Source organism: Micromonospora polyrhachis (assembly GCF_014203835.1).
GTDB classification, from domain to species: domain Bacteria; phylum Actinomycetota; class Actinomycetes; order Mycobacteriales; family Micromonosporaceae; genus Micromonospora_H; species Micromonospora_H polyrhachis.
The window spans coordinates 1,164,857-1,189,624 of sequence record NZ_JACHJW010000001.1 but is presented as its reverse complement, the minus strand read 5'-3'; the positions used below and the strand labels follow the sequence as shown (position 1 = coordinate 1,189,624).

The window sequence follows — 24,768 nt, the reverse complement described above, 5'->3', positions numbered from 1 at the left end:
CGGCGGCGTCGATGGCACCGCTGATCTGCCGGTACTGTCCCCCAGCCGGGCCCGGGTCGGCAACCGTACGCCCGTATCCCAGGACAGAACGGCGTGGTTTCCGCCCCACCCTCGCCGCTGCCTGAGCGGCAGCCACGGAACGGCCGCCGCCAGGGAAAACGAAGATTCCCAAAAAAATTTGAAGGTCCGTGTCGGATCCGAGTCGCCCCGTTCGAGGCCTAGGTAGAGACCCGAACGAAGGAGACACGAGATGAGCGCGGACTGCACCCCGGCCGGACGGATCACCAAGTCGCTGCTCGGCTACGGCGTCGTCGCCGGCCCGTTCTACGCCGTGGTGGCCCTGGCCCAGGCGCTCACCCGGGACGGCTTCGATCCGAGCCGGCACGCCTGGAGCCTGCTCAGCAACGGCGACCTGGGCTGGATCCAGATTGCCAACTTCGTCCTCACCGGGCTGATGACCATCGCCGGCGCGTACGGTCTGCGTCGTGCGCTGACCCCGGGTCACGGTCGCACCTGGGCTCCGCTGCTGATCGGCATCTACGGCGTGAGTCTGATCGGAGCGGGCATCTTCCGCGCCGACCCGGCGCAGGGCTTCCCGGTCGGTGCGCCCGATTCCACATCGATCAGCTGGCACGGCATGATGCACCTCATGGCCGGTGGCATTGGCTTCCTGTGCCTTATCGCGGCCTGCTTTGTGCTCGCTACCCGTTTCTCCCGCGAGGGCCGGGGTGGGCTTGCCTGGTTCTCGCGCATCACCGGGGTGGCCTTCTTCGCCGGGTTCGCCGGCATCGCCAGCGGTTCACAGGGCCCCACCACGCTGGCCTTCGTCACCGCGGTCCTGCTGGTCTGGGCCTGGTTCACCACGGTCTGCCGGCACTTCTACCGTACTGTCCGCTAGTTCTAACCATCGATAGGAAGAGGAGTCGATCATGCGCTACATGATTCTGCTGAAGGGGAACCAGCCCGCGACCCCGCCACCGCCGGGGCTGATGGACGCCATCATGAAACTCGGCATGGAAGCCTCCGTGGCCGGTGCGCTGCTGGACACCGCGGGGCTGGCCCCCAGCGTCGCCGGAGCCCGGGTGGCTCTCTACGGCGGCAAGCTGAGCGTCACCGACGGTCCGTTCGCCGAGGCCAAGGAAACCATCAGCTACGCGCTCTATGAGGTGCGGTCCAGGGAGGAGGCGGTCGAGTGGGCCTCCCGGTTCATCAAACTGCACCGTGACCTGTGGGAGGGGTGGGAAGGCGAGGCCGACGTGCTGAAGGTCATGGGACCGGAGGACTTCGAGAACCAGTCCTGAGATCTCTGGCCCCATCAACAGATGCGAGGATCGGTAGCCGTGACGGCTACCGATCCTCGCGGCGTGGTGGAGACGGTCTGGCGTATCGAGTCAGCCCGGATTGTCGCCGGCCTGGCCCGTATCGTCCGTGATGTCGGTCTGGCCGAGGAACTCGCCCAGGACACGCTCGTCATCGCGCTGGAGCAGTGGCCCGAGAGCGGGGTGCCGGACCATCCGGGTTCCTGGCTCATGGCGACGGCCAAACATCGGGCGATCGACATGCTGCGCCGGCAGGGTCGCTACCAGCAGAAACTTGAGGAGATCGGGAGGGCGACCCCGGACCGGCAGGACCCCGACCTCGCGGCGCAGGCCGACGACTACGTGGGCGACGACCTGCTGCGGCTCATCTTCACCACCTGCCACCCGGTGCTCTCCACCGAATCCCGGGTGGCCCTGACCCTCCGGCTGCTCGGCGGGCTGACCACCGAAGAGATCGCCCGGGCCTATCTGGTCCCGGAACCCACGGTCGGTCAGCGCATCACCCGCGCCAAGCGCACGCTCACAGACAAGAAAGTGGCGATCGAACTTCCGCCGCCGTCCGAGGTTGCCGAACGGCTGGCCTCCGTTCTGGAGGTCATCTACCTCATCTTCAACGAGGGGTACTCGGCGACGACCGGGGACGAGTGGATGCGCCCGGCGTTATGCGAGGAGGCGTTGCGTCTGGGCCGGATCCTGGCCCTGCTCGCGTCACAGGAGCCGGAGGTGCACGGACTGGTGGCGCTGATGGAGATCCAGGCGTCTCGCATTCCGGCCCGCACCGGCCCGGACGGCGCGCCGGTCCTGCTGCCGGATCAGGACCGTCGACGCTGGGACCGGCTGCTGATCCGGCGCGGGCTGGCGGCGCTCGCCCGAACGGAAGGCACCATCGGGCCGTACGCGCTACAGGCCGCCATCGCGGCCTGCCACGCCCGCGCGACCCGCCCCGAGGACACCGACTGGGAACGGATCGCGGCCTTCTACGAGGTGCTGGCCTACGTCTCGCCGTCCCCCGTGGTGGACCTGAACCGTGCGGTCGCGGTTGGCAACGCGTACGGACCCGCCCGTGGACTGGAGATCGTCGACGGCCTCGTGCTGTCCAGCTATCCGCTGGCCCCGGCGGTCCGTGGTGACCTGCTGGCGAAACTGGGCCGCATCGCCGAGGCCCGGACCGAGTTCGAGCGGGCCTCGGCGATGTCTCGCAACGCCCGAGAGCGGAGTCTCTTCGAAGCGCGGGCCGCCGCACTCGACGACCGGTAGTCAGCGGAGCCGACGCCCGGCCGGGACCTGCGATGCCCGCGTACCGGCAAGGATCAGCCAGAGCAGTAACCACCAGGGCGGCAGCAGTAGCGCGACGGCCAGTAGCCAGGGCAGCCGCCACCACGGGGACGGGCCGCCGGCCGGGGCGACTGTGTCGGCGGTCGGCACGATCCAGCCGGTGGCCGTCAGCGACCAGGTGAGGAAGGCGTCCCCGACCGGGAGCACACCGCCGAGGTAGCGGCGCTGGTTGTCGTACTCGATGGCCAGGCCGGTCGTCTCGGCCAGCCCGGTGAGCGCGTTGGCGCTGCGCCGGTCACCGAAGAGCACCGCGTCGCCGAGCGCCACGGCACTGGCCGACGCGGACAGCCCGAAAATCAGCGGCCCGGAGTCCACGTCGCCGGGCAGGTCCACACCCTGCGGATGCTCGCGGAGCCCGGGTGCCCCGGGCACGTTCGAGACGAACAGGTCCCGAAACCGGGCCCAGTCGCGGGTGGCCTCGACCGGGTACACCTCGCGCAGGAACCGCAGGGCCATCGTCTGCGAGGTGGCCCGCGCCCCCTCCACGGGCTGACCGTCCGCCGGGTCGACCCGGTGCGGAAGTAGGCCGGTGGCCGGGTCGCGTCGGGCGTCGGCGGCGGTGAGCCAGCGGCGGGTCAGTTCGGTGTACGTCGTACCGCCGGTCAGGTGGTCGGCGAGTCGTACGGCGGCGATCCCGACCGTGCTGTCCACCGGCCAGGCCTGCCCCGGGTAGGCGGGCAGGAACGGCGAGCCGGTCGCGGTGAGTTGTCGGTCGAAGGCGGCGGCGAGGGCGGCGATGTCGCTGGTCAGGCGGGTCGCCTCGGTCGGTGCGGCGGTCGGCCCGCCGGCCAGGCGGACCACCCCGCCGCGCAGCCAGCTGCTCCACCCGGCGTGGAAGACGCCGTACGGCGGGTCGAGGCTGGGGGAGAACGGTGCCCGCCCCGCCGTGGAGTCGAGGGCGGCCAGCGCGCGCCGGGACTCGGTGAGTGCCCGGTCCCGCTGGTCCGGGTCGCGGGTGCCGACATCCACCCAGGAGAGTCCATAGAGAACGTGCAGGAAGAAGTGGCCCTCGGGGAAGAGCTGCTGCATCTCCTCATCCGCACCACGGTCGATGGCGTGGCGCAGGAACGTCAACCGGGGTACGGCGTCGGCGACCACCTCGGCATCCGAGCGATCCAGCGGCGTACGGGCGTGCAGTCGTACGGTGAGGATCGTGGCCGCCAGGGTGGCGACCAGCGCCACCATGGCTGCGCCGGTGACGAGCGTGATACGGCCGACGCTGCGGCCGAGGCGACGTGAGTGGACGGTGGCGGACACGCCGGCACGGTAGTTTGTCCGGTCCACTTGTCCCGGCCCGAGCCGGAGTCGCCCGGAATGTGGCGTTAGGAAGGGCCTCTTGCAAGGCGGGAAGCGTCCGGACGGGCCCTTCCTAACGGGCGATGCGGTAGCCCACCCCGGGTGTCGTGGTGACGACCGTCGGCGGCCCCAGTTTGCGGCGCAGCCGCCCGATGGTCACCGTGACGGTGTTGGTGAACGGGTCGGCGTTCTCGTCCCAGACCTGTTCGAGGAGCGCCTCGGCACTGAGGAAGGCCGGGCTGGCCCGCAGCAGGGCTTCCAGGAGCGCGAACTCCTTGACCGAGAGGCTGAGCTGACAACCGTCCCGGGTGACCGTACGGCGTACCGGGTCCAGTTCGATGCCGGCCGCCCGCAGGGTCCGGGGCCCGGCAGCGGGTCGCCGCCGGGCCAGGGCCTGGATGCGCAGGACCAACTCGGGAAAGTGGAACGGTTTGGCCAGGTAGTCGTCGGCACCCAGGGTGAGGCCGCTGACCCGGTCGTCGGGTGAGCCGGCCGCGGTCAGCATGAGGACCATCGCCCGCCCGTCGCGTTCAGTGATCATCTGGCAGATGACGTCGCCGTGGAGTCCGGGCAGGTCACGGTCGAGGACGACCACGTCGTACGCGTTGAGGTCGAGTTTCGCGGCGGCGGTCAGGCCGTCGTGGGCGACGTCGACGGCCATGCCCTGGTCCCGTAGTCCCTCCACCAGCACCTCGGCGAGCGCGTACGCGTCCTCGACCACCAGGACCCTCACCGCGTACCACCCACCGCGCCGCGGGAGCCGGCGGCCATCGACGGTGCCGGCACCGAGGGGACGGAGACGGTGACGCGGAGTCCGCCCTCGCTGGGGGCATGCAACTCCAGGCGGCCGTCGTGCGCGCCGACGATGGCCGCGACGATCGACAGGCCGAGACCGGTTCCGGTCTCGGAGCCGGTACGGTCGGCGGCCAGCCGCTGGAACGGCTCGGCCAGCCGGGCGACCTGTTCCGGATCGAGAACCGGCCCGCCCGTTGCCACGACGAGTTGGGCCGAGGTGTCTTCGGTTCGGGCGGTGGCCCGGATCCAGCCGCCGTCCCGGTTGTGGACGATCGCGTTGTCGATCAGGTTGGCTGTCATCCGGGACAGCAGCGTCGGGCTGCCCCGGGTCCACCCGCGATCGCGGATGTCGACCTCGACGGTCAGGTCCTTCGCCGTGATGTCGGCGGCACGGGCGGTCACGGCTTCGGACAGCAGGCCGCCGAGCGGGACCGGGGCACGGTCGGGCAGCACGCCGTGCTGCGCTCGGGCCAGGACGAGGAAGCCCTCCAGCAGTCCGTCGACCCGGTCGAGTTCGGTACGGAGCCGGCCGGTCAGCGCGAGTGTCTGCGGTGGTACCGGCTCCGGTTTGGCCAGGGCGACGTCCAGCGACGCCCGCATGATGGTCAACGGTGTCCGTAGTTCATGGGAGGCGTTGGCGACGAACCGGCGCTGGGCGGCGAACGACGTCTCCAGGCGTTCCAGCAGCCCGTCGATGGTGTCGGCGAGGTCCTTGACCTCGTCGTCGGGGCCCGACACAGCCAGCCGTCGGTGCAGGTTCTCGGCCGAGATCCGCCGGGTCGCGGCGGTCATCGTCCGTAGTGGTCGCAACACCCGACCGGCGAGGACCCGTCCCAACAGGATGGAGATTCCCGCCATCACGGCGAGTGCGATCAGCGAGCCCACCAGGAGTTGCCGCGACTGTGTTGCCCGGAGGTCGGCGAGTTGGGCTTCGAGCTGCTCAATGTGCGTCCGGGCGGCGGCGAGGTCGGCCCGCTCGACGGGTGGGCGCCCACCCGGCGCGACCTGGGTCACCTGACTCCCGGCCAGCAGATTGGTGATGGCCAGCAGACCGGCACCGGAGACCAGGAACACGACGGCGTACAGGACGGTGATCCGGTTCCGGATGGTCCGGCCCGATCGCGGGAGGCGTCGCAGTTGGTCCATCAGTTTTCTCCCCCGTCCACACCCGGACCCCCAGGATGCCGTGCCGGACCTAACAGCGGGATGACAGCGGTCGTTCGGGCCGTGTCATGGGCGGCTCCGTAGAACCGGAGGCATGCCAGAAACCAACGAAGTCACCGGTGTGCCCCTGGGCGTGGCCGTACGCCGGGAATGGTCCGTCTTCCGGAGTCGGGGTCGGGTGCTCGCCCTGACGGCCGCGGCGCTGGTCACCGTACTGCTCGGTCTGCTGGCCGCGGTCGGCGGCCGGTCATCCTGTAGCGAGGGCGACGTGGCGATCGCCTGCCCCACCGATCCGGTGGGACCGAACGGCCAGGCGGTGACCGATCATTCCTACTTCGCGCACCAGCCACTGGACGGGGACGGCAGCATCACCGTACGGATGACCGACCTGACCGGCATCATCACCTACCCGCCGCCAAACCACGACGAGATAGTCTCCGGCCTCGTACCCTGGGCGAAGGCCGGGATCATGATCAAGGACGGCACGACCCCCGGATCCTCGTACGCGGCGTTGATGCTTACCGGTAAACACGGCGTACGGATGCAGTACGACTACGTCCACGACATCGCCGGCCGCTCGGGCGGGGTCTCGGCCGAAGCGCCGCGCTGGCTGCGCCTGACCCGCACCGGTGACACCATCACCGGTCACGAGTCGAACGACGGCGCACAGTGGACGAAGGTAGGTGTGGCCCGTCTCCCCGGGCTGCCCCGTACCGTGCAGGTCGGGCTCTTCGCCACGTCCCCGGGAGACCTGACACTACGCCGTACGGGGTTGGGGGCGAGCACCTCCGAGGTGCGGTTCACCCAGGCGACCGCGGTCTTCGACAACGTCAGTCTGGCCGGCGGTGCATCGGCCGGCGAGTGGCAGCACGCCGGGACGGACGTCCAGACCGACTGGGAGCGGTATCACCGGGCACCCGGGCTCGTCGAGTCGGACGGCACCCTCACCGTCACCGGCTCGGGTGACATCGGGCCGATCGGTGCGGTGGGCGGCCGTACCCCGGAGGACACCCTCGTCGGCCTGGCCATCGGGCTGATGATCGTGATCGTGTTGGCGGTACGGTTCGCGACCAGGGGACTCCGACCGGGGCGCACCGGCGTCGCATCGCTGAGCGGGCGGGACCTGGTGGCGAAGGCCGGCGTGGTCGGCCCGGCCGCCTTCCTCGCCGGACTGGTTGCCGCCGGGATCACCGTCCCGCTCAGCGCGCAGGTTATGCGCGCCACCGGTACCCCCACCGTCGCGGTGCCCACCCTGACCGAGCTACGGCTCGTCGTCGGTGTCGCCGCGCTGTATGCCGTCACCGCTGTCCTCGCGCTGTCCCTCGGTGCGCTGGTGCGCCGTAGCTGGGCGGCGATCCTGGTCGCGACCTCGATGGTCGTCCTGCCGTACGTCCTCGGTGCGCTGCCGCTGCTACCCGACGACGTGTCCCGGTGGCTGCTGCGCCTCACCCCCGCCGCCGGGTTCGCGGTGCAGCAGACGATCCGCGAGTACCCGCAGGTCGTCGCCCACTACGTCCCATCAACCGGCTACTTCCCGCTGGCCTGGTGGGCGGGCCTTGCCGTGCTCTGTGGTTACGCTCTGGTGGCATTCGGGATGGCCATCGCGCGGACCCGCCGTGCCGGCAGCGACGACAGCAGGGGGGTGGAGGTAGGCCCACCCCGCAGCGGGCAGGAAACCTCATTCCGGGCGCTGATGTCAGATGACACCGTGGACGTATGCGATTCCTGACGACCATCGCGACCGTCTTCGCGCTCCTGGCGCTGCCAGCGTCTGCGACCGCCAAGCCCGCTGCGACCGCCAAGCCCGCTGCGACCGCCAAGCCCGCCGGCTCTGGCAAGGTACGTACCGACACGGGCTGGATAGCTGGCATGTCACGTGGTGACCATCGGCTCTTCCAGGGCATCCCCTATGCCGCCGCCCCCGTCGGCGAACTGCGCTGGCGCTCGCCGCAGCCCGTCGAGCCGTGGACCGGCATCCGCGATGCGACCCGGCCCGGCGCTCGGTGCGCCCAGACGGCCGACAGTTGGGGCCTGCCGGCCAGCGACAGTGAGGATTGCCTCTACCTGAATGTGACCGCGCCGCGCGGTGCCTCACCCCGCCACCCCAAGCCGGTGCTGGTCTGGCTGCACGGCGGCAGCCTGACGAAGGGAGCCGGCAGCGACTACGACGCCACCCGCCTTGCCACGCGTGGTGACGTCGTCGTGGTGACCGTCAACTACCGGCTGGGGATCTTCGGTTTCTTCGGCCATCCGGAGCTGCCGGAGAGCGGCGCGTTCGGGGTGGAGGACCAGCAGGCGGCGCTGCGGTGGGTGCAGCGCAACGCAGCCGCGTTCGGCGGTGATCCCGGCAACGTCACGCTCGCCGGCGAGTCGGCGGGCTCACACTCGGTCTGCGCCCAGCTTGTCTCCCCGGGCGCGGCCGGGCTGTTCCACCGCGCGATCACCCAGAGTTCCCCATGCTGGAGCCAGAACGACCTGCCGCAGGTCATGGCCGTGCCACTCTGGGTGCCGACCGCGGTGCACGAGGGACACGGGCAGATGATCGCCGGCCAGCTTTCGTGCCCGGACATCGCCTGCCTGAGGAGTAAGCCCGTCGCGGAACTCCTCGCACAGCCCGCCCTGCCCCTGCCCGGATACGGCAACGCCGTACTGCCCGAGGACCCGGCGACGGTCTTCGCCGAGGGACGCTTCCACCGGGTGCCGATCCTGTCCGGCATCACCCGGGACGAGGGCACCATGTTCGCCTCGATGTTGTTTCCGGGGCTCACCGCCGCCCAGTACGTCGATGGCATCACCCAGATCTTCGGGGAGCGGGCACCAGCCGTCCTGGCTGCCTATCCGCCCGGTGAGGTGCCCATCCAGACCGCTGCCGCCATCATGAGCGACCTCGACTGGGCGAGGGCGGCGCGGGACACCGACCGGTTGCTGGCCCGGTATGTCCCGGTCTACTCCTACGAGTTCCTCGACCGGACCGCACCGCAACTCTTCCCGTACTCCGACGACCAGTTGAAACCCTTGGCCTCGCACGGCTCGGAGCTGCCGTTCCTCTTCGACCCGTCGTGGGAGTCGACCCCGCTCACCGCCAAGCAGCGTCGACTCGGCGACCTGATGATCGGCTACTGGGCACGGTTCGCCGCCACGGGTAACCCCAACGGCCACCGACTACCGACATGGCGGCACCACCCGTACGTCCAGGGCCTGGACCTCGACCGGGTAGGCCGGTTCGACCGGGCCACCACGCACCGGTTGACCTTCTGGGACGGGATCTGATCCGGAACCGGGCCGCCCGATCGGGCGGCCCGGCCCACCGGGGGCGCGTCACGGATGTCGCCGGCCGTCGATAGGGTTCCGGGCGATGACCGAGGTGGGGGTTACGTGACGCATCCGAGGATTCCCCAGGCGCTCTACGACCGGGTACAGGCGTTGACCGACGCCGGCGATGTCGACGAGTTCGTCGCCGGGCTGGTCGAGATCGGCGAACTCCGCAGCACGGACCGGGACCTGCGGGATCTGCTGGGGAGTGCTCCGGCCGACCGGTGGCTGGCGGTGTACCGACGGGTCGCTGCGGCGCGGGCCGACCAGCCCCGGTCACCGGAGGACCAACTGTGGCGCGCCGTCCGCGAGACCATGCCGGAGAGTGCGCCGACCGGTGTGCTCCGGGAGATCCTGGAAGACATCGGCCAGGAGTTCTCCTACTACCCGTTCGAGCACCTGGCCGAGTTGGCCCGCGCCTGGCTCGCCACCGGAGCGGAGCTGCCGGTGATGCTGGTCGGCGTACTGCGCCGTACCGCACACACCGAACTCACCTTCGACCGGTCGGCTCCGGTGCTACCGGCGTTGCTCAGCGAGCTGACCGACCTACCACCGGTCGACCCCGGCGAGGTGTGGGCCGACCGGGTACTCGCCGACCTGCCCGATCTCGGCGTCGACTGGCAGCGGCTGCTGGCCCACGCCGGCACGGCGACCGCCGCGAAGCCGTCGGATCGCTGGGAGCGGCACGGCCGGGAGCTACTGGACGTCGTCGGCCCGAACCGGGCGGCTCGGATCATCGAGGGCTGGCTCCGCCTGGTCGGCCAACCCCGTTCGATACCGCTGTGGCAGGACTACTGGTGGGAACTGGGGGAGTACCGGTACGACCCACACAACGAGATCGTGCTCCGCGGACTGATCTGGCTGCTCGGGTTCACGCCGGCAGATCCGGACAGCGCCCGTACCCTGGGGGAGCTGGTGCCGATCGCGTTGCGCCGGACACCGGTGACCGAGAACCTGCTCAGCCTGCCGACCGCGAAAGCGGCCGTGTACGCGCTGTCCCGGATGACCGGGCTGGTGGCGGTGGAGCAACTCGCCCGGCTGACCCACCGGGTGACCGTCCGGAGCGTGCGGAAGGACATCGACGCGGCCATCGACCGGCAGACCGCCGCGCTGGGCATCCCCCGCGCGGAGGCCGAGGAAACGGGCATTCCGTCGTACGGCTTCGTCGAGGTCGGTCGCCGGGTGCTGTCGATCGGCGGGGTGACCGCCACCCTGACGGTGAGCGGCGTGCGAGTCGTCCTCGCCTGGCGCGACACCGCCGGCAACCTGCTCAAGGCCCCACCCCCGGCGGTACGTCGGGGGCACGCCGACGAGATGGGGAGGTTACGGTCGCAGACCAGGCGGATCGACCAGGCACTCGCCGCCCAGGTCGACCGGCTGGCACGGGAGATGACCGCCGGGCGGGCCTGGCGGTACGACCGCTGGTGCGAGCACTATCTCGACCATCCATTGGTCGGTGTGCTCGCCCGTGGGCTGATCTGGACGGTCGATGGACAGTCCTGTGGCTACGCGGACGGGGCGTTACGCGGGCTCGACGACGCGCCACCGACGCCCGCCCCGGACGCGCCGGTCCGCCTCTGGCACCCGGCGCACCACACCGAGGACGAGGTGGCGGCCTGGCGTAGCTGGCTGCACCGGCACGACATCGGTCAGCCGGTCGCGCAGGTGGACCTGCCGGTTGTCCGTCCGGTCTAGACGATCGTCCTGACGCTCCGACCGGCCAACCGTGTTCGGGTCATCCCCGGAACTCGCCGTGCTCCACACAGGTCGCCGCCCAGCCGACCGGCAGGACCTGCACCTTCATCCGCCGTTTGCAACGGGTACAGAAGCGGGGCGGCTCCAGCTCTCGGGCCGCCCGGCAACTGTCGTGCGAGCCTTCCGTAGCCGGCTGCCCGCACCGGTCACACCACATGCTGTCCCTCTCAGAGCGTCGCGGACAGGGCCTTGACCGGCATCTTCAGGTCGTCCAGCAACTCCAGGTCGGCGTTGGCCGGGCGACCCAGAGTGGTCAGGTAATTGCCCACGATCACCGCGTTGATGCCGCCGAGCAGCCCGTCCCGGGTGCCGAGGTCACCGAGGGTGATCTCCCGGCCGCCCGCGTACCGGAGGATGGTCCGGGGCATCGCGAGCCGGAACGCGGCGATGGCCCGCAGCGCGTCGCGTGCCTCGACCACCGGCAGGTCGCCCATGGGTGTGCCCGGGCGCGGGTTGAGGAAGTTCAGCGGCACCTCGTGCGGCTCCAGCTCGGCGAGCTGGGCGGCGAACTCGGCGCGCTGCTCCAGCGTCTCACCCAGGCCGAGGATGCCACCGCAGCAGACCTCCATGCCGGAGGCGCGCACCATCGTCAGCGTCTCCCAACGCTCCTCCCAGGAGTGCGTGGTGACCACCTTGGGGAAGTGCGAGCGGCAGGTCTCCAGGTTGTGGTTGTAGCGGTGCACCCCCATCTCGACCAGCTCGTCGACCTGGGCCTGGGTGAGCATGCCGAGCGAGGCGGCGACCTGGATCTCCACCTCCGCCCGGATCGCGGCGACCCCCTCGCGTAGCTGCTTCATCAGCCGCTCGTCCGGGCCGCGGACGGCGGCGACGATGCAGAACTCGGTCGCCCCGGTGGCAGCGGTCTGCTTCGCCGCCTTCACCAGGGAGGGGATGTCCAGCCAGACCGAGCGCACCGGGGAGGCGAACAGGCCCGACTGCGAACAGAAGTGACAGTCCTCCGGGCAGCCGCCGGTCTTGAGCGAGACGATCCCCTCGACCTCGACCTCCGGTCCGCACCAGCGCATCCGCACGTCGTGGGCCAGTTGCAGGGCGGCGGCCAGCTGCTCGTCGGGCAGGCGCAGTACGGCGAGCACCCCGGCCTCATCGAGCCCGACACCGTTTTCGAGCACCTGGGTACGAGCCTGATCGAGGATCTCTGACATGGTCGTACCCTACTAGGTGCGGTCGGCATGCCGACCCGGCCGACCATGTCGGAAGTGGTATTTTCGCCGGTCGGGGGCGTTCGTACGGGAGGCCGTGCCGGTGTCCGGCGGTCCGCCACCGAGCCGAGGGGGTGACCGTGGCGAACTGGCTGGCAACACTCGATCGTCGGGCCCAGCTGCGCGCCCGGGCGGGACTGACCCGGCGGCTACGCCCGCGCGGGGCGGCGGATGGCGCGGTCGACCTGGCCGGTAACGACTATCTCGGCCTGTCCCACCATCCCGACGTGACGGCCGCGGCAGCGCGGGCGCTGTCCGAGTACGGGCTGGGGGCCACCGGCTCCCGCCTGGTCCGAGGCTCCACCGACCTGCACGACGCACTGGAGGCGGAACTCGCCGCCTGGCTCGGCGCGGTGCGGTCCCTGGTCTTCTCCTCCGGCTACCTGGCCAACCTGGCCGCCGTACGGGCCCTGGTCCGGCCGCGCACCCTGCTGGTCTCCGACGCCCACAACCACGCCTCACTCATCGACGGCTGTCGACTCTCCGGTGCGGAGACCCTGGTCACCCCGCACCTGGACGTCGCCGCCGTCGACGCGGCGCTGGCGGCGGCACGCGGCCGGCCGGCCGTGGTGGTGACCGAGTCCGTCTTCTCGGTCGACGGTGACCTGGCCCCGCTCGCCGCGCTGCACGCCGTCGTCCGGGAGTACGGCGCACAACTACTGGTCGACGAGGCACACGCGCTGGGCGTGGCCGGTCCCGGCGGGGCCGGGTCGGTGGCCGCCGCCGGACTGGCCGGCGAGCCGGACGTGGTGGTGACCGCGACCCTGTCGAAGGCGCTCGGCGGGGCCGGCGGGCTGGTCGCCGGACCGGCCGAGCTGATCCAACACCTGGTCGACACCGGTCGTACCTTCATCTTCGACACCGCGTTGCCCCCGGCGGTGGTCGCCGGGGTGCTCGCCGCGACCCGACTCGCCCGCGTCGGTGACCCCTTGCGTATCGGTGACCGCCCGCGCTCCGGCGACCATCTGCGGACCGGTGACCATCTGCGGGCCGAGTCGGCCCGACGGGCCGACCACGCGGTACAGCGACTGCGTGCAGCCGGGTTGGTGGTCTCCACGCCGGCCGGCGCGGTGCTGTCGGTCGCCGCACCCGATGCGGAGTCGGCGGTGGCATGGGCGGCGAGCTGCCTCGACCGGGGCGTCGCCGTCGGCTGCTTCCGCCCGCCGTCCACCCCGGACAGCCGGTCCCGGCTGCGACTGACGATCAACGTGGGGGTGCCGTCGGCCGACTTCGACCGGGCGCTCGACGTGATCGTCGCGACTGCCCCGACGGCCGCCCGGACCGCAATGGAGGAGACCGGATGATTGGCGCTGCCCGGACCGCACCGGAGGAGACCGGATGACCGCCGCCGCCTGGTCCGGCCCGATCGTGGTGACCGGCACCGACACCGACGTCGGCAAGACCGTGGTGACCGCCGCCATCACCGCGGCGGCGCAGGCCGCCGGCCTGCGGGTCGCCGTGGTCAAACCCGGCCAGACCGGTACGGCCGGTGGCGCGCCGACCGACGTGGACGTGGTCGAGCGGCTGGCCGCGCCGGTGACCTCGATGACCCTGGCCGACTATCCGGACCCGCTCGCCCCACTGGCCGCCGCCCGGGTCGCCGGGCTGGAGCCGTTGGAGCTGTACACCGTCGTCGACGCGGTCCGCGCCCAGGCGGAGAAGCACGATCTGGTGCTGGTCGAGGGGGCCGGTGGGTTGCTGGTGCCGATGGGGGTCCGCCCCTCCGGGGAGCCGTGGACCGTGGCCGACCTGGCGGTCTCCCTCGGCGCGCCAGCGGTGGTCGTCTGCCGGGCCGGGCTGGGGACGCTCAACCACACCGCACTCACCCTGGAGGCGCTGGACCGGCGCGCCATCCCGGCCGGGGTGGTGCTCGGTGCCTGGCCGGTCGAACCGCAACTGGTGCACTGGGCCAACCTGACCGACCTGGTGCCCAACATGGTCGGTGCGCTGCCCGACGGGGCCGGCACCCTGGAGCCCGGGGTGTTCCAACGCTCCGCGCCCGGCTGGCTCACCCCGGCGCTCTACGGCGTCCTCGACGATTGGCGTAGCTGGGCCGAGGACATCCAGTGAGGGCAGGTCCAATCCGGCTGACGTCGGCGGCCAGGGGGGCGGTGCCGACGGAGGCGATCAGTCCGAGCGGCGAGTCGGCCACACCGGGTCACGGCCACTGAGCCCCAGCGCCCGCTCCAGCGATGACGCGGAGTCCGGCACCGGCACCGGATCGGCGAAGATTCCGGCGGCCCGCCCCTGGCCAGCCATCCGTTCGATGATTTCCAATGTTGTGTTGGCGACCGCCTCGGAGTAGGTCGGCCGCTGCCCGGTCGCCACGGCCAGATCCCAGCCATGCAACACCAACTCGGCCAGCATCAGCGAGCCGACCAGCGGGGCGGGCATCGAAGCACCGGCGAGGAAGGTCGTACCCGTCCAGGCGTCGGGGATCGACCAGGCTGCCGCGGTGCGGTCGGCGTGCCGGGTGAACGTCTCGGCCCAGTCGGTACCGACATCGTCCGGTCCCGCGTCGGGCGCTGGTTGCTGCTTACGGGCGGCCTGTTCCGAGAAGAGCACCCCCCAGTACGTGAGGTGGCGGCCCAGCGCTGCCACGTCGAACTCCGCACAGGGAGTGGGCAGGGTGAGCTGGTCCGGTCGTACGGCGTGGACGATCTCCGCTGTCCGTCGCATCGCCTCGGTCATGGCCTCGGGTAGTGATTCGTGCATGTACGTGACAGTAGGCACGGTTTGACGCTGACTCTTGAAGAAACGCGACGGATCTGGTGATGCCGTACCCGTGCTCTACCTCAACCTTGTCGTCGGCAGGAGAGTCCGTCGGCCCTGTCGACCACCCACCCGGTGGTGGTTCAGTGGACATCGTCAGACTGAGCCCGAAGGAGCACCCGAACCTCCCCAAGGAGAATCCTTGCGCCCTCTTGCCGGCCAGCACCCCGCCACCACCGGGGACCCGAAGATTCCGTTCGGCATCAAGCTGTGGTTCGCCCTGTGCACACTCATCGGCTTGGCCCTGGTCGGCCTGGCGGTGTGGCTGGTCATCAGCACGCTGCACTGGCTCAACTGAGCACGCCGGTGCCGACCGGAGAGACCCGGCCGACAGCGGATCCGATGCTGGCTGCACCCCGGGGTGAGCCGGGCCGAGCGGCGCTGGGCTGGCCCGATGATCGAGGCTTCGTCCACGTCCGGGCGGCCCGGGAGAGGCTCCGCTACGCCCGGTGGCGGCCCGCGCCCGAGCTGGCACCGTTCGTGGCGCACTACTGGATCGTGGAGTACGACCTGCGTGGCGAGTCGCCGTACCGTCAGCGGATCTTGCCGCACCCGTCGGTCAACCTCGTCGTCACCGACGGGCGAGCGCGCCCGACGGCGGCCGGGCCGACCCGGTCCTGGATCGCCGGGGTCATCCGTGGCCATTACGACGAGACGCTGCGTGACACCGGTTGGGTGGTCGGAGCACGGTTCCGGCCGGGGGGCTTCCGCCCGTTCCTCGGTATGCCGGTGGCCACCATCACCGACAGGTTCCTGCCGCTGACCGAGGTCTTCGCGGCCGGTGAGGCAGCCGTCCGGCAGCTCACCATCGACCTCGGTCACACCCCCGGCGACGACGCCGACGATACGGGCAGCGGTCGCCAGGCGCTGTTGAACCAGCTGGACGCCCTGCTACTCGCTGCTGGACCGGTGATCGACCCGACAGCGGCGGAGGTGGACGGCGTGGTCGCCCGCATCGCGGTCGATCCGGCGATCGCCCGGGTCGACGAGCTGGCCCGCCAGGCCGGCACCACCCCGCGTCAGCTTCAGCGGCTGTTCGCCGAGTACGTCGGGGCCAGCCCGAAGTGGGTGATCCGGCTCTACCGCCTGCACGAGGCGGCCGACCGTGCCGCCAGCGGTGAGAAGGTCAGCTGGGCGGCGCTCGCCGCTGAACTGGGCTATAGCGATCAGGCCCACCTTGTTCGCGACTTCACCGCGCAGGTAGGTGCGCCACCCGCCCGGTACGCCCGTCAGGGTGCCGCCGGAACGCCACGACCACCCCGTGACGTGCCGTAGGCCCGGTACCACCCCGTGACGCGTCGTCGGGTCGGCACCATCGGCAGCTACCTGACTTTCGTCAGTAACGCCGCAGGTCGGAGCGCCGGTAGCCTGGCCGGATGGCCGGATGGCGGTGTGGCCGGATGGCGGTGTGGCGCGACATCGGGGGTGGGCTGGTGCGGGCCGGATCGCGAAACCGGCAGGAACGGCTGTTCGACGTTCTGCTCTGGGCGGCACTGTCGGCACCGATCACCTGGGCGCTGCTCGTACCCTGGCCGGACCTGCCGACCGGTCTCCGCCTGGCCGGGTCGCTGTCGTTGGTCGGCGTCGCGGTGGTGTTGAGTCGGCGCCACCCGGCGGTGTCGCTGGTGCTGGTGGTGCTGCCCACCATCTTCGACGGCAACTTCGTCTTCGGCATTCCGGTGATGAGCTATCTGCTGGGGCTGCGAGCAGCGCGGGCCCGGCCAGCGGTGTGGATCTTCGCCGTGATCGCGCTCGGCGGCACGGTACTCAACCTCGGCGTGCTCGACCTGGACGTGAGCAGCTGGTTCCTGATCGCCACCGTACTGTTGTTCGCCGGCGTGTTCCCCTGGTTGCTGGGCCGCTACCGACGGCAGCACCAGGCGCTGGTCCTGGCCGGGTGGGAGCAGGCCGACCTGCTCGAACGCGAGCAGCGTGGGGCCGCCGAGCGGATCCGGATGCGGGAACGCGCCCGGATCGCCCAGGACATGCACGACTCACTGGGGCACGACCTGAGCCTGATCGCACTGCGGGCCGGTGCCCTGGAGCTGACGCCGGGCCTGGACGAACGACACCGCCGGGCTGCCGGTGAACTGCGGGTCAGTGTCGCCGCCGCCACCGACCGGCTGCGGGACATCATCGGGGTGCTCCGCGAGGACACCGGACCGTCGGCCACCCGGCCGGCAGACGAGAGCATCCCCGATCTGGTCGCCGGGGCCCGCGACGCGGGTATGTCGGTCCAGCTGGTGGGCCAACCACCGTTCGACGGCCCGCCCGCTGCCGATCCGGCGAGGGAACGGCCAGCGACAGACCTGTTGCTCGACGGTCACCCCGCTGTTGATCCGTTGCTCGACGGTCAGCCGGCTGACGATCCGTTGCTCGCCGGCCCTCGATCCGGCGGAGAACTGTCCCCGATGGCAGACCGGGCGGCGTACCGGGTGGTGCAGGAGGCGCTGACCAACGCCGCCCGGTACGCCCCGGGCGCGCCGGTCGTGGTCCGGGTCACCGGGACGGGGGAGTGGACCGAGGTGAGCGTACGCAACGAGCCGCCCCCGGCCGGACCGCTACCAGCTCGGGCGTCCACCGGCTCCGGCCTGCTCGCCCTGCGGGAGCGGGTACGGCTGGCCGGCGGCACCCTCTCGGCGGGCCCGTGCGGCGGCGGATTCGCGGTGACCGCCCGACTACCACACGGCGGCGTCGAACGGGTGTCCGGTGTGGACGATGAGCCGCTGCTCGACGTGGCTGCGCCGCTCCTGTCCTCCGATGCGGCGTTCCGGATGCACCACGCCCGACGGCGGGTACGACGTAGCCTGCTGGTGGCGGTCGCCGTCCCGCTGGCTATCGCGGCGGTGCTGTCGCTGGTCTACTACCCGCTCGCCACGTTCAACGCCGTCCTGGAGCAACGAGACTTCGATCGGCTGCGGCTCGGCGAGCAACGGGTGGACCTGCGGGAGGTGCTGCCGGGCCGGCAGGTGGCGGCACCGACCGGCGAACACCTACCCGTACCGCCGGCCGGCTCGGTCTGCGAGTACTACACCGACGGCAACTTCCCGTTCGCCCAGCCGACCTACCGGCTGTGCTTCGCCGACGGTCGCCTGACGGCCAAACACCACCTGACCGGCTGACCGTCACTTCCCACACCCCCCGCGCGGAGAGGACAGGATGGGCCCCTTCCGCTGCGGAAAGCGATAACGAGGGCCCCTTCCTTACACACCTCAGGAGAGCAGAGAGTGATCTCGGTGCTGTTGGCCGACGACGAGGCGATGATCCGGGCCGGGGTGAAGGCGATTCTGGCCGCCGATCCGGAGATCGACGTGGTCGCGGAGGCGGCCGACGGGCGGGAGGCGGTCGCGCTGGTCCGTGCGCACCGGCCGCAGGTGGCGTTGCTGGACATCCGGATGCCCCGGCTCGACGGGCTGGCCGCCGCTGCGCAGATCCGGCAGCTCGTGCCGGAGACCGCCGTGGTCATGCTCACCACGTTCGGCGAGGACGACTACATCGCCCGGGCGCTCGGTGACGGGGCGAGCGGATTCCTACTCAAGTCCGGCGACCCCCGGGAACTGATCGCCGGGGTACGGGCGGTGGCCGCCGGGGCAGCGTACCTGTCGCCCCGGGTGGCCCGCCGGGTGCTCGCGCTGGGCGGTGAACGGATGGCCCGGGGGCCGGCGGCGCGGGACCGCACCGCCACACTCACCGAACGGGAACGTGAGGTGTTGGCACTGGTCGGTGCTGGGCTGTCCAACGCCGAGATAGGCCGGCGGCTGTTCCTGGTGGAGGGCACCGTGAAGAGCTACCTGAGCACGATCTTCAGCCGACTGGGTGTCCGGAACCGGGTCCAGGCGGCGATCATCGCGTACGAGGCCGGGCTGGTGGACGCTGCGTGAGCCCGTCGACCCGGCGGCCGGATATCGCACGAGTCGACCGGCGGCCCGATATCGCCGCCGGTCGACTCGTCGACGACAAACCGTCAGGCGTCGCGCCGCCGCAACACCAGCCGGCCGGCGAACAGCGCCACCATCGCCCAGCCGGTGAGCAGCAGCAGGCCGACAACGGGCGGGTACGGGTCGGTGTCGCCGCGCATGAAGTGCGCACCGGCCACCCCGGGGAAGAGGTCGGCGATCCAGGTGAGCACCGGAATGTCCGGCTCCTGCAACGACAGCGGGATGATCATCAGGCTCAGGAAGAGAATAGTCAGGGTCAGTACCGCGCTGCGCAGCGCCGCCCCGAGACCGAGGGTGAACACCCCGATCAGGGTCAGGTAGGCGGCGACGGCCGCGATGTCACCCACCGTCTCGCCGACCGGCATGGTGCCCCACTTGCCGAGCACCGGTCGGGCCACGACCGTTCCGACCACACCGAGCAGCAGGCCGACCGGAAAGGTGACCGCGCCGACGACGGTGGCCTTGGCCAGCAGCATCTTGGTCCGTGACGGAGTCCACTGCAACGTGGCGCGGATCGTGCCGGTGGCGTACTCGGAAGTGATCACCAGCAGTGCCACCGCCAGGACGGCGTACTGGGTCAGCTCCATCGAGTCGATCACGATCCGGCCCACGCCGACCACGCCTGGATCGTCGGCCGGGTCGTCGTTGGTGTTGGCGTTGGCGGCATAGATGGCGAGCTGCCCGGCGGTGGCCGCCATTAACAGCACGCTGGCCAACAGTGCCCACCACGTCGTACGCACCGACCAGAGCTTGGTCCACTCGCTGGCGATCGCCCCGGTCAACCCGCCGCCGGTCGGAGCGGTACGGGCCACCCGGGAACCGGCCGACCGAGGCGGACCGGTCGGACCGGTTCGATGGCTGGGGGAGGAGAGCGTGGTCATGAGGTGGCCTCGTTCCGGAACAGGACCTCGGGATAGGTAGCGGACGGGCCATCGAGCAGCGGCCGTGGCTGGTGGCGCAGATGCCAGTCCACGAACGCCGCGACGTACTCCCGGGTGATCAGCAGTTGCCGCTCCGCCGGCATCGGACCCGGGTCCATGCCGAGTTGCGCGCCGAGCACCGGCCGGTCGGTGAAGGACATGTGCCCGGTGCCGGTGACCGTCAGCCAGCGTTTCCACCCGGCCAGTCCCGGCCAGTCACGCAGCCAACTGGCGTCCGCCGGCCGTTCCGCACCGACCAGCAGGAACGGCTTGGTGAGGGCACCCGCCGGGACCGGTACGAAGAGCGTGCCGTCCAGGTCCGCCCCGGCGGCCACCCGACGGTCGGTACGTAGCACCTGCGCCGCCGAGGCGCCGCCGATGGAGTGGCCGACCATGCCGATCCGGCTCCGGTCGATCGCCCACGCCCCCCGCCAGGCCGGCTTCGGCCCGGTCAGCCGGTCCAGCAGGAACGACACGTCGAGAGCCCGGCCCTCGATGACCTTCTCAGCCGTGCCCGGCCCCCACAGGTCGCAGGCCAGACACTCGACCACCCGGCCGTCGGGGAACTCGACCCCGCGCGCCTCGTACGGATGGTCGACCCCGGCCACCACGTACCCGCGACTGGCCAACTCCTCGGCCAGCCCGGTCAGCGACTCGCGGCTCAGGCTGAACCCGGGGGAGAGCACCACCAGCGGCCAGCCGCCGGCGGTCCGCCGCACCGGGACGTCCCGTCGGGCGTTGGTGCGTACCGTGGTCAGGATCTCCGACGGCAGCGGCAGTCCCTCGGCGGCGACGATCCGCGCGGAGACGGCGGCCGTGGTGTACGGCGCGGGCCCACCCCGGTCGGTGACCGCCGGATACCAGAGCGACACCATCAGTTCCCGGTCCGTGCCCGGCTGCCACGGGTCCGGCCGTCCACTGTCGACCAGGTGCAGCGAGGTGGTCCCGACCGGATGACGGCCGGTCGGAGCGGGCAGGGACAGTGCCGGGGTCCCGGCCACCGCCGTGGGGGAGGCCGCAGCGACCCCGCCCGGTGCGAGCAGCGCCAACGACGCCACCAGTACGGCCAGCGCCCGACCGCCGCGCCGACCCGCGAGGACCGGCGATCCGAAACTACGCATGACGACTCCCCACCGACGTGGTCGTGCCGGCGTACTCGACACTGCCGGCGGTCAACTCCAGGTACGCCTCTTCCAGCGACGCCGAGCGGATGCTCAGCTCGTGCAGCCGTACGCCCAGCTCGTGGGCCAGGTCACCGACCTGCTCGCCGCTGGCACCGGTCACGGTCACCTCGCCGTCGCCGGTGGCCTCGACCCGCGCGGACCGGGCGATGAGCCGCTCGGCGAGGGCCGCCAGCCCGGCCGGCTGCGGGCTGCGCACCCGGACCGCCGTCGCCGAACTGGCGGCGATCACCTCGGTGATCGGGGCGTCGGCGATCAGCCGGCCCCGACCGATCACCACCAGCTGGTCGGCGGTGAGCTGCATCTCGCTCATCAGGTGGCTGGAGACGAAGACCGTCCGGCCCTCGGCCGCCAGCGAACGCATCAACTGGCGGATCCAGCGCACCCCGTCCGGGTCGAGCCCGTTGACCGGCTCGTCGAACATCAACACCGGCGGATCGCCGAGCAGTGCACCGGCAATGCCCAGTCGCTGGCCCATGCCCAGCGACAGGGTCTTGCCGCGCTTGCCGGCGGCGGCGTTGTCCAGCCCGACGGTGGCCAGCACCTCGTCCACCCGGCGGGGCGGGATACCGTTGCTGCGGGCCATCGCCAGCAGGTGGCTACGCCCGGACCGGGCCGGGTGGATGGCCTTGGCGTCGAGCAGCGCCCCGACCTCGTGCAGCGGATGCCGCAGCGTCGGGTACGCCCGTCCGTTGACCAGTGCCTGCCCGGCGGTGGGCCGGTCCAGCCCGAGGATCATGCGCATGGTGGTGGACTTGCCGGCCCCGTTCGGGCCGAGGAAGCCGGTAACCCGGCCCGGTGCGATGTCCAGGGACAGATTGTCGACGGCTGTCGCCGCGCCGAAGCGCTTCGTCAGCCCGCGTAACGTGATCATGAAGCCTCCCTGGGGGATCTCCCCCGTCGTGGTGCATCGACGGTAGAAATCCGGCCAGGTACGGCACAGCACCCGAACGGGAACGGCCCACCCTGACTTTCGTCAGGTACGGGACAGATCGGAACGGCAGGCGCTCGCCGATTCGGGAAGACCGGCGCTCGCCGGCTCGGGATGGCCGGCACTCGGCGAGGCGTGCCGGGAGGTGTTCGCCGAGGCGGAGCGCCGGACCACGAAGGCGTCCGGCATCCGGAAGGAGAGGTTGTCCGGGCACCACGGGGCGCGTTCCACGGTCACCCCGGCCAGCAGCGGTGCCACCTCGCCCACCACCACCCCGGCCTCCATCCTGGCCAGTTGGGCTCCGACACACCGGTGCGCACCGGCCCCGAACGCCAGGTGCCGACGCGAGCCGCGCTGCCCCGGCCGGAAGTCGGCCGGGGCGGCAACGATCGCCGAGTCCCGCCCAGCCCGGGCCAGCCACAGCACGACGCTGCTCCCCGCCGGCACGGCCGTGCCGGCGAGCACCGTGTCCCGGGCGGCCACCCGCCGCCAGGTCACGATCGGCGGGTCCAGCCGCAACCCCTCCTCGACCACGTCCACCACCTTGACCGTGCCGGCACGCAGGCCGGCCAGAACCGCCGGCTCGGTGCTCAACCGGTGCAGCAACAGGGTGAGGAACTGCGAGGTGGTCTCCTGCCCGGCCACCAGCAGAAAGAACAACGCGCCCACCCGTACGTCACGGGGATGTCCGGCTGCCCTCAGATCGGCGACCAGCCCGGTACCGGCCTCGGCGAATCCACTCAGTACGGCGTGGAACTGCCCGACGGTGTCGGCCAGGGCCAGCTGCCGTTGCGCGTCCACCGGTGCCCAGAACAACTCCAACGCGGCCCGCGAGAACTCCTTGACCAACGTGAGTTGCTCGTCTGGCAGGTCCACCAGCCGGGCCAGCACCAGCAGCGGCAGATCGGCGGCCAGATCGGCGTACAGGTCGACTGATTTCCCGGCAGCCAGTACGGCCGACAGGTGAGCCACCCGCTCGCGTACGACCCCCGCCAACCACCGGCGCTGCTCCTCGACCCGCGTCGGGTGTAGCGCGTCGGCGACGATGGACCGGATCGCCGGATGGGTCGGGTCGCCGTTGTTGGCCAACGTCGGCGGCAGCCGGAAACCGTGCCGGGCGAGGATCCGCAGGGCGGCCACCGGCATCGGGGTCACCGCGTCCAGTGCGTTGTCAGGGCGGAACATCTCCGGATCGGCGAGCACCTGGCGGACCAGGGCGTGCCGGGTCACCACGAAATGCTGGACCCCCACGTGGTCGGCGACCCGGACGACGTCCGGCCACTGCTGGTCAACGGTCCCCTGCCAACTGCGAAACAGCACGCCGCCACGCTACCCAGCGACGCGATCACGAGTCGGTGCGGCACCGACCGGCGCGGTCAACTCCCAGATCGTGGTGGGCTTGACCCGTACGCTCTCCAGCGCCATCGGAACCGGTACGTCGTACTCGGCGAGCTTTCGGAACCGGGTCCGGGGCAGGAACGCCCGGTCCGGGTCACCGACCAGCACCCGGGCCGCACCCCGGGTCGCGCGGAGCAGGAACCGCAGCATCCGGTTGGCCATCGCCTCGCTGTAGAAGGCGTCCCCGACCAGCACGACCTGCGCGTCGTCCGCGTCCCCGTCGAGGACGTCGGCGGCGAGCGAGGTCACCGCAACCCCGTTTGCCTCGGCGTTTATCCCGATCGCGGCGACCGCCACCGGGTCCACGTCCACCGCCCGTACCTCTGCCGCGCCGGCACGGGCCGCGGCGATCGCCACCAGACCGGAACCCGACGCCACATCGAGGACGCGTCGACCGGCCACCGTCTCCGGGTGGTCGAGCACGTACCGGGCCAACCCCTGCCCCCCGGCCCAGGCGAAGGCCCAGAACGGTGGTGGCTGCTCGCTGCGGAACTCACCCTCGGTCAGTTCCCACAGGCCGATCGGCTCCTCGGCCTGATGGAGCTGGATCTCGGGTACGTGGGCCACCGGGGCCAACCGGGCGTAGGTGCGGACGAACGCCGTCGAGGTGTCGGACACCCCGCGATTGTGCCCGTACCCGGATTGGCCTTCACCGCCCGGTGGTCCGATCGGTGGCTCGGCAGACTGAGTTGGCGTTGTGTGCCGTCGATGGTCAACGCGGGGGACGCCAGTTCGGGTCTCGCCCGAACCCGGCGATCAGCCGGTCCTGGTCGCTGGCATCGGTGGGTACCTCGATCCGGGCGCTGATCAGATCGTTGTCCCGGTAGAGCGGGACCCGGTCGGTGAACCAGTCGAGGCAGAGCCGCACTGCGGCGGCGTCCAACCGTGGGGTGGCGCCGATCGCCATCGCGAGGTCCCAGCCGTGCACCAGGTGTTCGGCGAGCAGTTGGTGCAGGTACTCCCGGGCCGGAGTGTCCCCGGCGGAGAGGTGGATGGTGCGGTCCAGGGCACCGGGCTCGCTGACCGCCAGGTCCGCCTGCGCGGCGGCGTCCCGGGCCGCGCCGGCCGCGTCCACGCCCAGCAGATCGCCGTCGAACCGGTCACCCACCTCGGCGATGGTCGCGCCCGAGAACATCGGTACGGTCCATCGGTCCTCGCCGACCACGTGGTTGACCAGGGTCCGTACGTCCCAGTCGGCGCATGGGGTGGAGATCGTCCACTGGCCGGAGCCGACCTGGCCGACCCGGTCGGTGAATTCGGTGAGACTGCGGCGGTAGGTCGCTAAGAGGGCCATGCGTCCGATTCTTCACCGGTGGCAGTGATTTCGCCGGCTCGATGCACGGTTCCCCGCCGGCTCCATACGCGGTTCTCGGTCTGCCTTCCCTAGCGGTCCCCGGCGACTCCGTACGCGGTCCTCGGCGAGGCCGTACGC

The 24,768-nt window shown here is 71.2% G+C and carries 23 protein-coding genes and 1 pseudogene; 12 read left to right on the top strand and 12 right to left on the bottom strand.

Annotated features, from left to right (window positions below; genetic code table 11):
- The first annotated feature begins 250 nt into the window (after positions 1 to 250).
- Genes FHR38_RS04590 through FHR38_RS04580 form a run of 3 tightly spaced genes read left to right on the top strand, consistent with a single transcriptional unit; the run spans position 251 to position 2,576 of the window.
- Positions 251 to 898 carry a DUF998 domain-containing protein gene (locus FHR38_RS04590; RefSeq protein WP_184533041.1) on the top strand — a complete coding sequence of 216 codons (648 nt, stop codon included), beginning with the start codon at positions 251 to 253 and terminating at the stop codon, positions 896 to 898.
- A gap of 31 nt (positions 899 to 929) precedes the next feature.
- Positions 930 to 1,301, top strand: coding sequence for a YciI family protein (locus tag FHR38_RS04585; protein ID WP_184533039.1), 372 nt, complete (start codon positions 930 to 932; stop codon positions 1,299 to 1,301).
- 39 nt (positions 1,302 to 1,340) lie between these two features.
- Entirely contained in the window at positions 1,341 to 2,576 is a 1,236-nt protein-coding gene (locus tag FHR38_RS04580; RefSeq protein ID WP_312881833.1) for an RNA polymerase sigma factor, read from the top strand.
- Here FHR38_RS04580 and FHR38_RS04575 read toward each other — a convergent pair whose 3' ends face one another.
- From FHR38_RS04575 to FHR38_RS04565, 3 genes are all read right to left on the bottom strand, one after another.
- On the bottom strand, positions 2,577 to 3,911 hold the full coding sequence (locus FHR38_RS04575; RefSeq protein ID WP_184533035.1) for a hypothetical protein: 1,335 nt from the start codon (positions 3,909 to 3,911) through the stop codon (positions 2,577 to 2,579).
- A 112-nt stretch (positions 3,912 to 4,023) separates the two neighbouring features.
- Positions 4,024 to 4,683, bottom strand: coding sequence for a response regulator transcription factor (locus tag FHR38_RS04570; RefSeq protein ID WP_184533033.1), 660 nt, complete (start codon positions 4,681 to 4,683; stop codon positions 4,024 to 4,026).
- On the bottom strand, positions 4,680 to 5,891 hold the full coding sequence (locus tag FHR38_RS04565; protein ID WP_184533032.1) for a sensor histidine kinase: 1,212 nt from the start codon (positions 5,889 to 5,891) through the stop codon (positions 4,680 to 4,682). Before FHR38_RS04565 ends, FHR38_RS04570 begins: the two co-directional genes overlap by 4 nt.
- A gap of 112 nt (positions 5,892 to 6,003) precedes the next feature.
- Here FHR38_RS04565 and FHR38_RS04560 point away from each other — a divergent pair, with 112 nt between their 5' ends.
- The 3 genes from FHR38_RS04560 to FHR38_RS33110 all read left to right on the top strand — a co-directional run bounded on the left by FHR38_RS04560 (position 6,004) and on the right by FHR38_RS33110 (position 10,916).
- The gene (locus tag FHR38_RS04560; RefSeq protein WP_221448910.1) at positions 6,004 to 7,638 is read left to right on the top strand and encodes a DUF1349 domain-containing protein; all 1,635 of its coding nucleotides are present in this window, start codon (positions 6,004 to 6,006) and stop codon (positions 7,636 to 7,638) included.
- On the top strand, positions 7,626 to 9,179 hold the full coding sequence (locus FHR38_RS04555; protein WP_184533031.1) for a carboxylesterase/lipase family protein: 1,554 nt from the start codon (positions 7,626 to 7,628) through the stop codon (positions 9,177 to 9,179). Before FHR38_RS04560 ends, FHR38_RS04555 begins: the two co-directional genes overlap by 13 nt.
- Positions 9,180 to 9,284: 105 nt before the next feature.
- Positions 9,285 to 10,916, top strand: a complete 1,632-nt coding sequence (locus FHR38_RS33110; protein WP_184533030.1) for a DUF4132 domain-containing protein — start codon at positions 9,285 to 9,287, stop codon at positions 10,914 to 10,916.
- A 40-nt stretch (positions 10,917 to 10,956) separates the two neighbouring features.
- Here FHR38_RS33110 and bsaP read toward each other — a convergent pair whose 3' ends face one another.
- Together bsaP and bioB are read right to left on the bottom strand one after the other, a co-directional pair.
- Entirely contained in the window at positions 10,957 to 11,133 is a 177-nt protein-coding gene (bsaP, locus tag FHR38_RS33715; protein ID WP_446685666.1) for a biotin synthase auxiliary protein BsaP, read from the bottom strand.
- Positions 11,134 to 11,143: 10 nt separating this feature from the next.
- Complete coding sequence (gene bioB, locus FHR38_RS04545) at positions 11,144 to 12,139, bottom strand: biotin synthase BioB (protein ID WP_184533029.1); 996 nt, start codon at positions 12,137 to 12,139, stop codon at positions 11,144 to 11,146.
- Between the two features lie 137 nt (positions 12,140 to 12,276).
- On the opposite strand from bioB, the gene FHR38_RS04540 reads away from it, so the two are divergent.
- On the top strand, positions 12,277 to 13,500 hold the full coding sequence (locus tag FHR38_RS04540) for an 8-amino-7-oxononanoate synthase (protein ID WP_184533028.1): 1,224 nt from the start codon (positions 12,277 to 12,279) through the stop codon (positions 13,498 to 13,500).
- Between the two features lie 34 nt (positions 13,501 to 13,534).
- Complete coding sequence (gene bioD, locus FHR38_RS04535) at positions 13,535 to 14,266, top strand: dethiobiotin synthase (protein ID WP_184533027.1); 732 nt, start codon at positions 13,535 to 13,537, stop codon at positions 14,264 to 14,266.
- Between the two features lie 57 nt (positions 14,267 to 14,323).
- Here the strand turns inward: bioD and FHR38_RS04530 are convergent, their stop codons facing one another.
- Complete coding sequence (locus FHR38_RS04530) at positions 14,324 to 14,911, bottom strand: TIGR03086 family metal-binding protein (protein ID WP_184533025.1); 588 nt, start codon at positions 14,909 to 14,911, stop codon at positions 14,324 to 14,326.
- A gap of 199 nt (positions 14,912 to 15,110) precedes the next feature.
- Between FHR38_RS04530 and FHR38_RS04525 the strand changes: the two genes are divergently transcribed.
- The 4 genes from FHR38_RS04525 to FHR38_RS04510 all read left to right on the top strand — a co-directional run bounded on the left by FHR38_RS04525 (position 15,111) and on the right by FHR38_RS04510 (position 18,849).
- Positions 15,111 to 15,266 carry a hypothetical protein gene (locus FHR38_RS04525; RefSeq protein ID WP_184533023.1) on the top strand — a complete coding sequence of 52 codons (156 nt, stop codon included), beginning with the start codon at positions 15,111 to 15,113 and terminating at the stop codon, positions 15,264 to 15,266.
- Between the two features lie 8 nt (positions 15,267 to 15,274).
- Positions 15,275 to 16,243 (top strand): helix-turn-helix domain-containing protein, encoded by a 969-nt coding sequence (locus FHR38_RS33105; protein ID WP_221448909.1) that lies wholly within the window; start codon positions 15,275 to 15,277, stop codon positions 16,241 to 16,243.
- Positions 16,244 to 16,344: 101 nt separating this feature from the next.
- A complete protein-coding gene (locus FHR38_RS04515; RefSeq protein ID WP_246446301.1) occupies positions 16,345 to 18,090 on the top strand; it encodes a sensor histidine kinase in 1,746 nt (581 codons plus the stop codon).
- 138 nt (positions 18,091 to 18,228) lie between these two features.
- The gene (locus FHR38_RS04510; RefSeq protein WP_221449376.1) at positions 18,229 to 18,849 is read left to right on the top strand and encodes a response regulator; all 621 of its coding nucleotides are present in this window, start codon (positions 18,229 to 18,231) and stop codon (positions 18,847 to 18,849) included.
- Positions 18,850 to 18,932: 83 nt separating this feature from the next.
- On the opposite strand, the gene FHR38_RS04505 is transcribed toward FHR38_RS04510, so the two are convergent.
- The 6 genes and pseudogenes from FHR38_RS04505 to FHR38_RS04480 all read right to left on the bottom strand — a co-directional run bounded on the left by FHR38_RS04505 (position 18,933) and on the right by FHR38_RS04480 (position 24,630).
- Positions 18,933 to 19,787: an ABC transporter permease gene (locus FHR38_RS04505; protein ID WP_221448908.1), complete on the bottom strand. Its 855-nt coding sequence runs from the start codon at positions 19,785 to 19,787 to the stop codon at positions 18,933 to 18,935.
- Complete coding sequence (locus FHR38_RS04500) at positions 19,784 to 20,947, bottom strand: alpha/beta hydrolase family protein (RefSeq protein WP_184533021.1); 1,164 nt, start codon at positions 20,945 to 20,947, stop codon at positions 19,784 to 19,786. The genes FHR38_RS04505 and FHR38_RS04500 overlap by 4 nt, the downstream gene beginning before the upstream one ends.
- Positions 20,940 to 21,881 carry an ATP-binding cassette domain-containing protein gene (locus tag FHR38_RS04495; RefSeq protein ID WP_184533020.1) on the bottom strand — a complete coding sequence of 314 codons (942 nt, stop codon included), beginning with the start codon at positions 21,879 to 21,881 and terminating at the stop codon, positions 20,940 to 20,942. Before FHR38_RS04495 ends, FHR38_RS04500 begins: the two co-directional genes overlap by 8 nt.
- Positions 21,882 to 22,100: 219 nt before the next feature.
- Positions 22,101 to 23,258 (bottom strand): annotated as a pseudogene (locus FHR38_RS04490) (cytochrome P450); the annotation flags it as partial.
- A gap of 9 nt (positions 23,259 to 23,267) precedes the next feature.
- Positions 23,268 to 23,954 carry a class I SAM-dependent methyltransferase gene (locus tag FHR38_RS04485; RefSeq protein ID WP_184533018.1) on the bottom strand — a complete coding sequence of 229 codons (687 nt, stop codon included), beginning with the start codon at positions 23,952 to 23,954 and terminating at the stop codon, positions 23,268 to 23,270.
- A 94-nt stretch (positions 23,955 to 24,048) separates the two neighbouring features.
- Positions 24,049 to 24,630: a TIGR03086 family metal-binding protein gene (locus tag FHR38_RS04480; RefSeq protein WP_184533017.1), complete on the bottom strand. Its 582-nt coding sequence runs from the start codon at positions 24,628 to 24,630 to the stop codon at positions 24,049 to 24,051.
- Positions 24,631 to 24,768 lie beyond the last annotated feature (138 nt).

Bases quoted from the DNA above. Each gene is read 5' to 3' on its own strand.
- FHR38_RS04590 (WP_184533041.1), top strand. From the start codon at position 251: ATGAGCGCGGACTGCACCCCGGCCGGACGGATCACCAAGTCGCTGCTC.
- FHR38_RS04585 (WP_184533039.1), top strand. From the start codon at position 930: ATGCGCTACATGATTCTGCTGAAGGGGAACCAGCCCGCGACCCCGCCA.
- FHR38_RS04565 (WP_184533032.1), bottom strand. From the start codon at position 5,891: ATGGACCAACTGCGACGCCTCCCGCGATCGGGCCGGACCATCCGGAAC.
- FHR38_RS04560 (WP_221448910.1), top strand. From the start codon at position 6,004: ATGCCAGAAACCAACGAAGTCACCGGTGTGCCCCTGGGCGTGGCCGTA.
- FHR38_RS04555 (WP_184533031.1), top strand. From the start codon at position 7,626: ATGCGATTCCTGACGACCATCGCGACCGTCTTCGCGCTCCTGGCGCTG.
- bsaP (WP_446685666.1), bottom strand. From the start codon at position 11,133: ATGTGGTGTGACCGGTGCGGGCAGCCGGCTACGGAAGGCTCGCACGAC.
- bioB (WP_184533029.1), bottom strand. From the start codon at position 12,139: ATGTCAGAGATCCTCGATCAGGCTCGTACCCAGGTGCTCGAAAACGGT.
- bioD (WP_184533027.1), top strand. From the start codon at position 13,535: ATGACCGCCGCCGCCTGGTCCGGCCCGATCGTGGTGACCGGCACCGAC.
- FHR38_RS04530 (WP_184533025.1), bottom strand. From the start codon at position 14,911: ATGCACGAATCACTACCCGAGGCCATGACCGAGGCGATGCGACGGACA.
- FHR38_RS04515 (WP_246446301.1), top strand. From the start codon at position 16,345: ATGGCCGGATGGCGGTGTGGCCGGATGGCGGTGTGGCGCGACATCGGG.
- FHR38_RS04510 (WP_221449376.1), top strand. From the start codon at position 18,229: ATGATCCGGGCCGGGGTGAAGGCGATTCTGGCCGCCGATCCGGAGATC.
- FHR38_RS04505 (WP_221448908.1), bottom strand. From the start codon at position 19,787: ATGACCACGCTCTCCTCCCCCAGCCATCGAACCGGTCCGACCGGTCCG.
- FHR38_RS04500 (WP_184533021.1), bottom strand. From the start codon at position 20,947: ATGCGTAGTTTCGGATCGCCGGTCCTCGCGGGTCGGCGCGGCGGTCGG.
- FHR38_RS04495 (WP_184533020.1), bottom strand. From the start codon at position 21,881: ATGATCACGTTACGCGGGCTGACGAAGCGCTTCGGCGCGGCGACAGCC.
- FHR38_RS04480 (WP_184533017.1), bottom strand. From the start codon at position 24,630: ATGGCCCTCTTAGCGACCTACCGCCGCAGTCTCACCGAATTCACCGAC.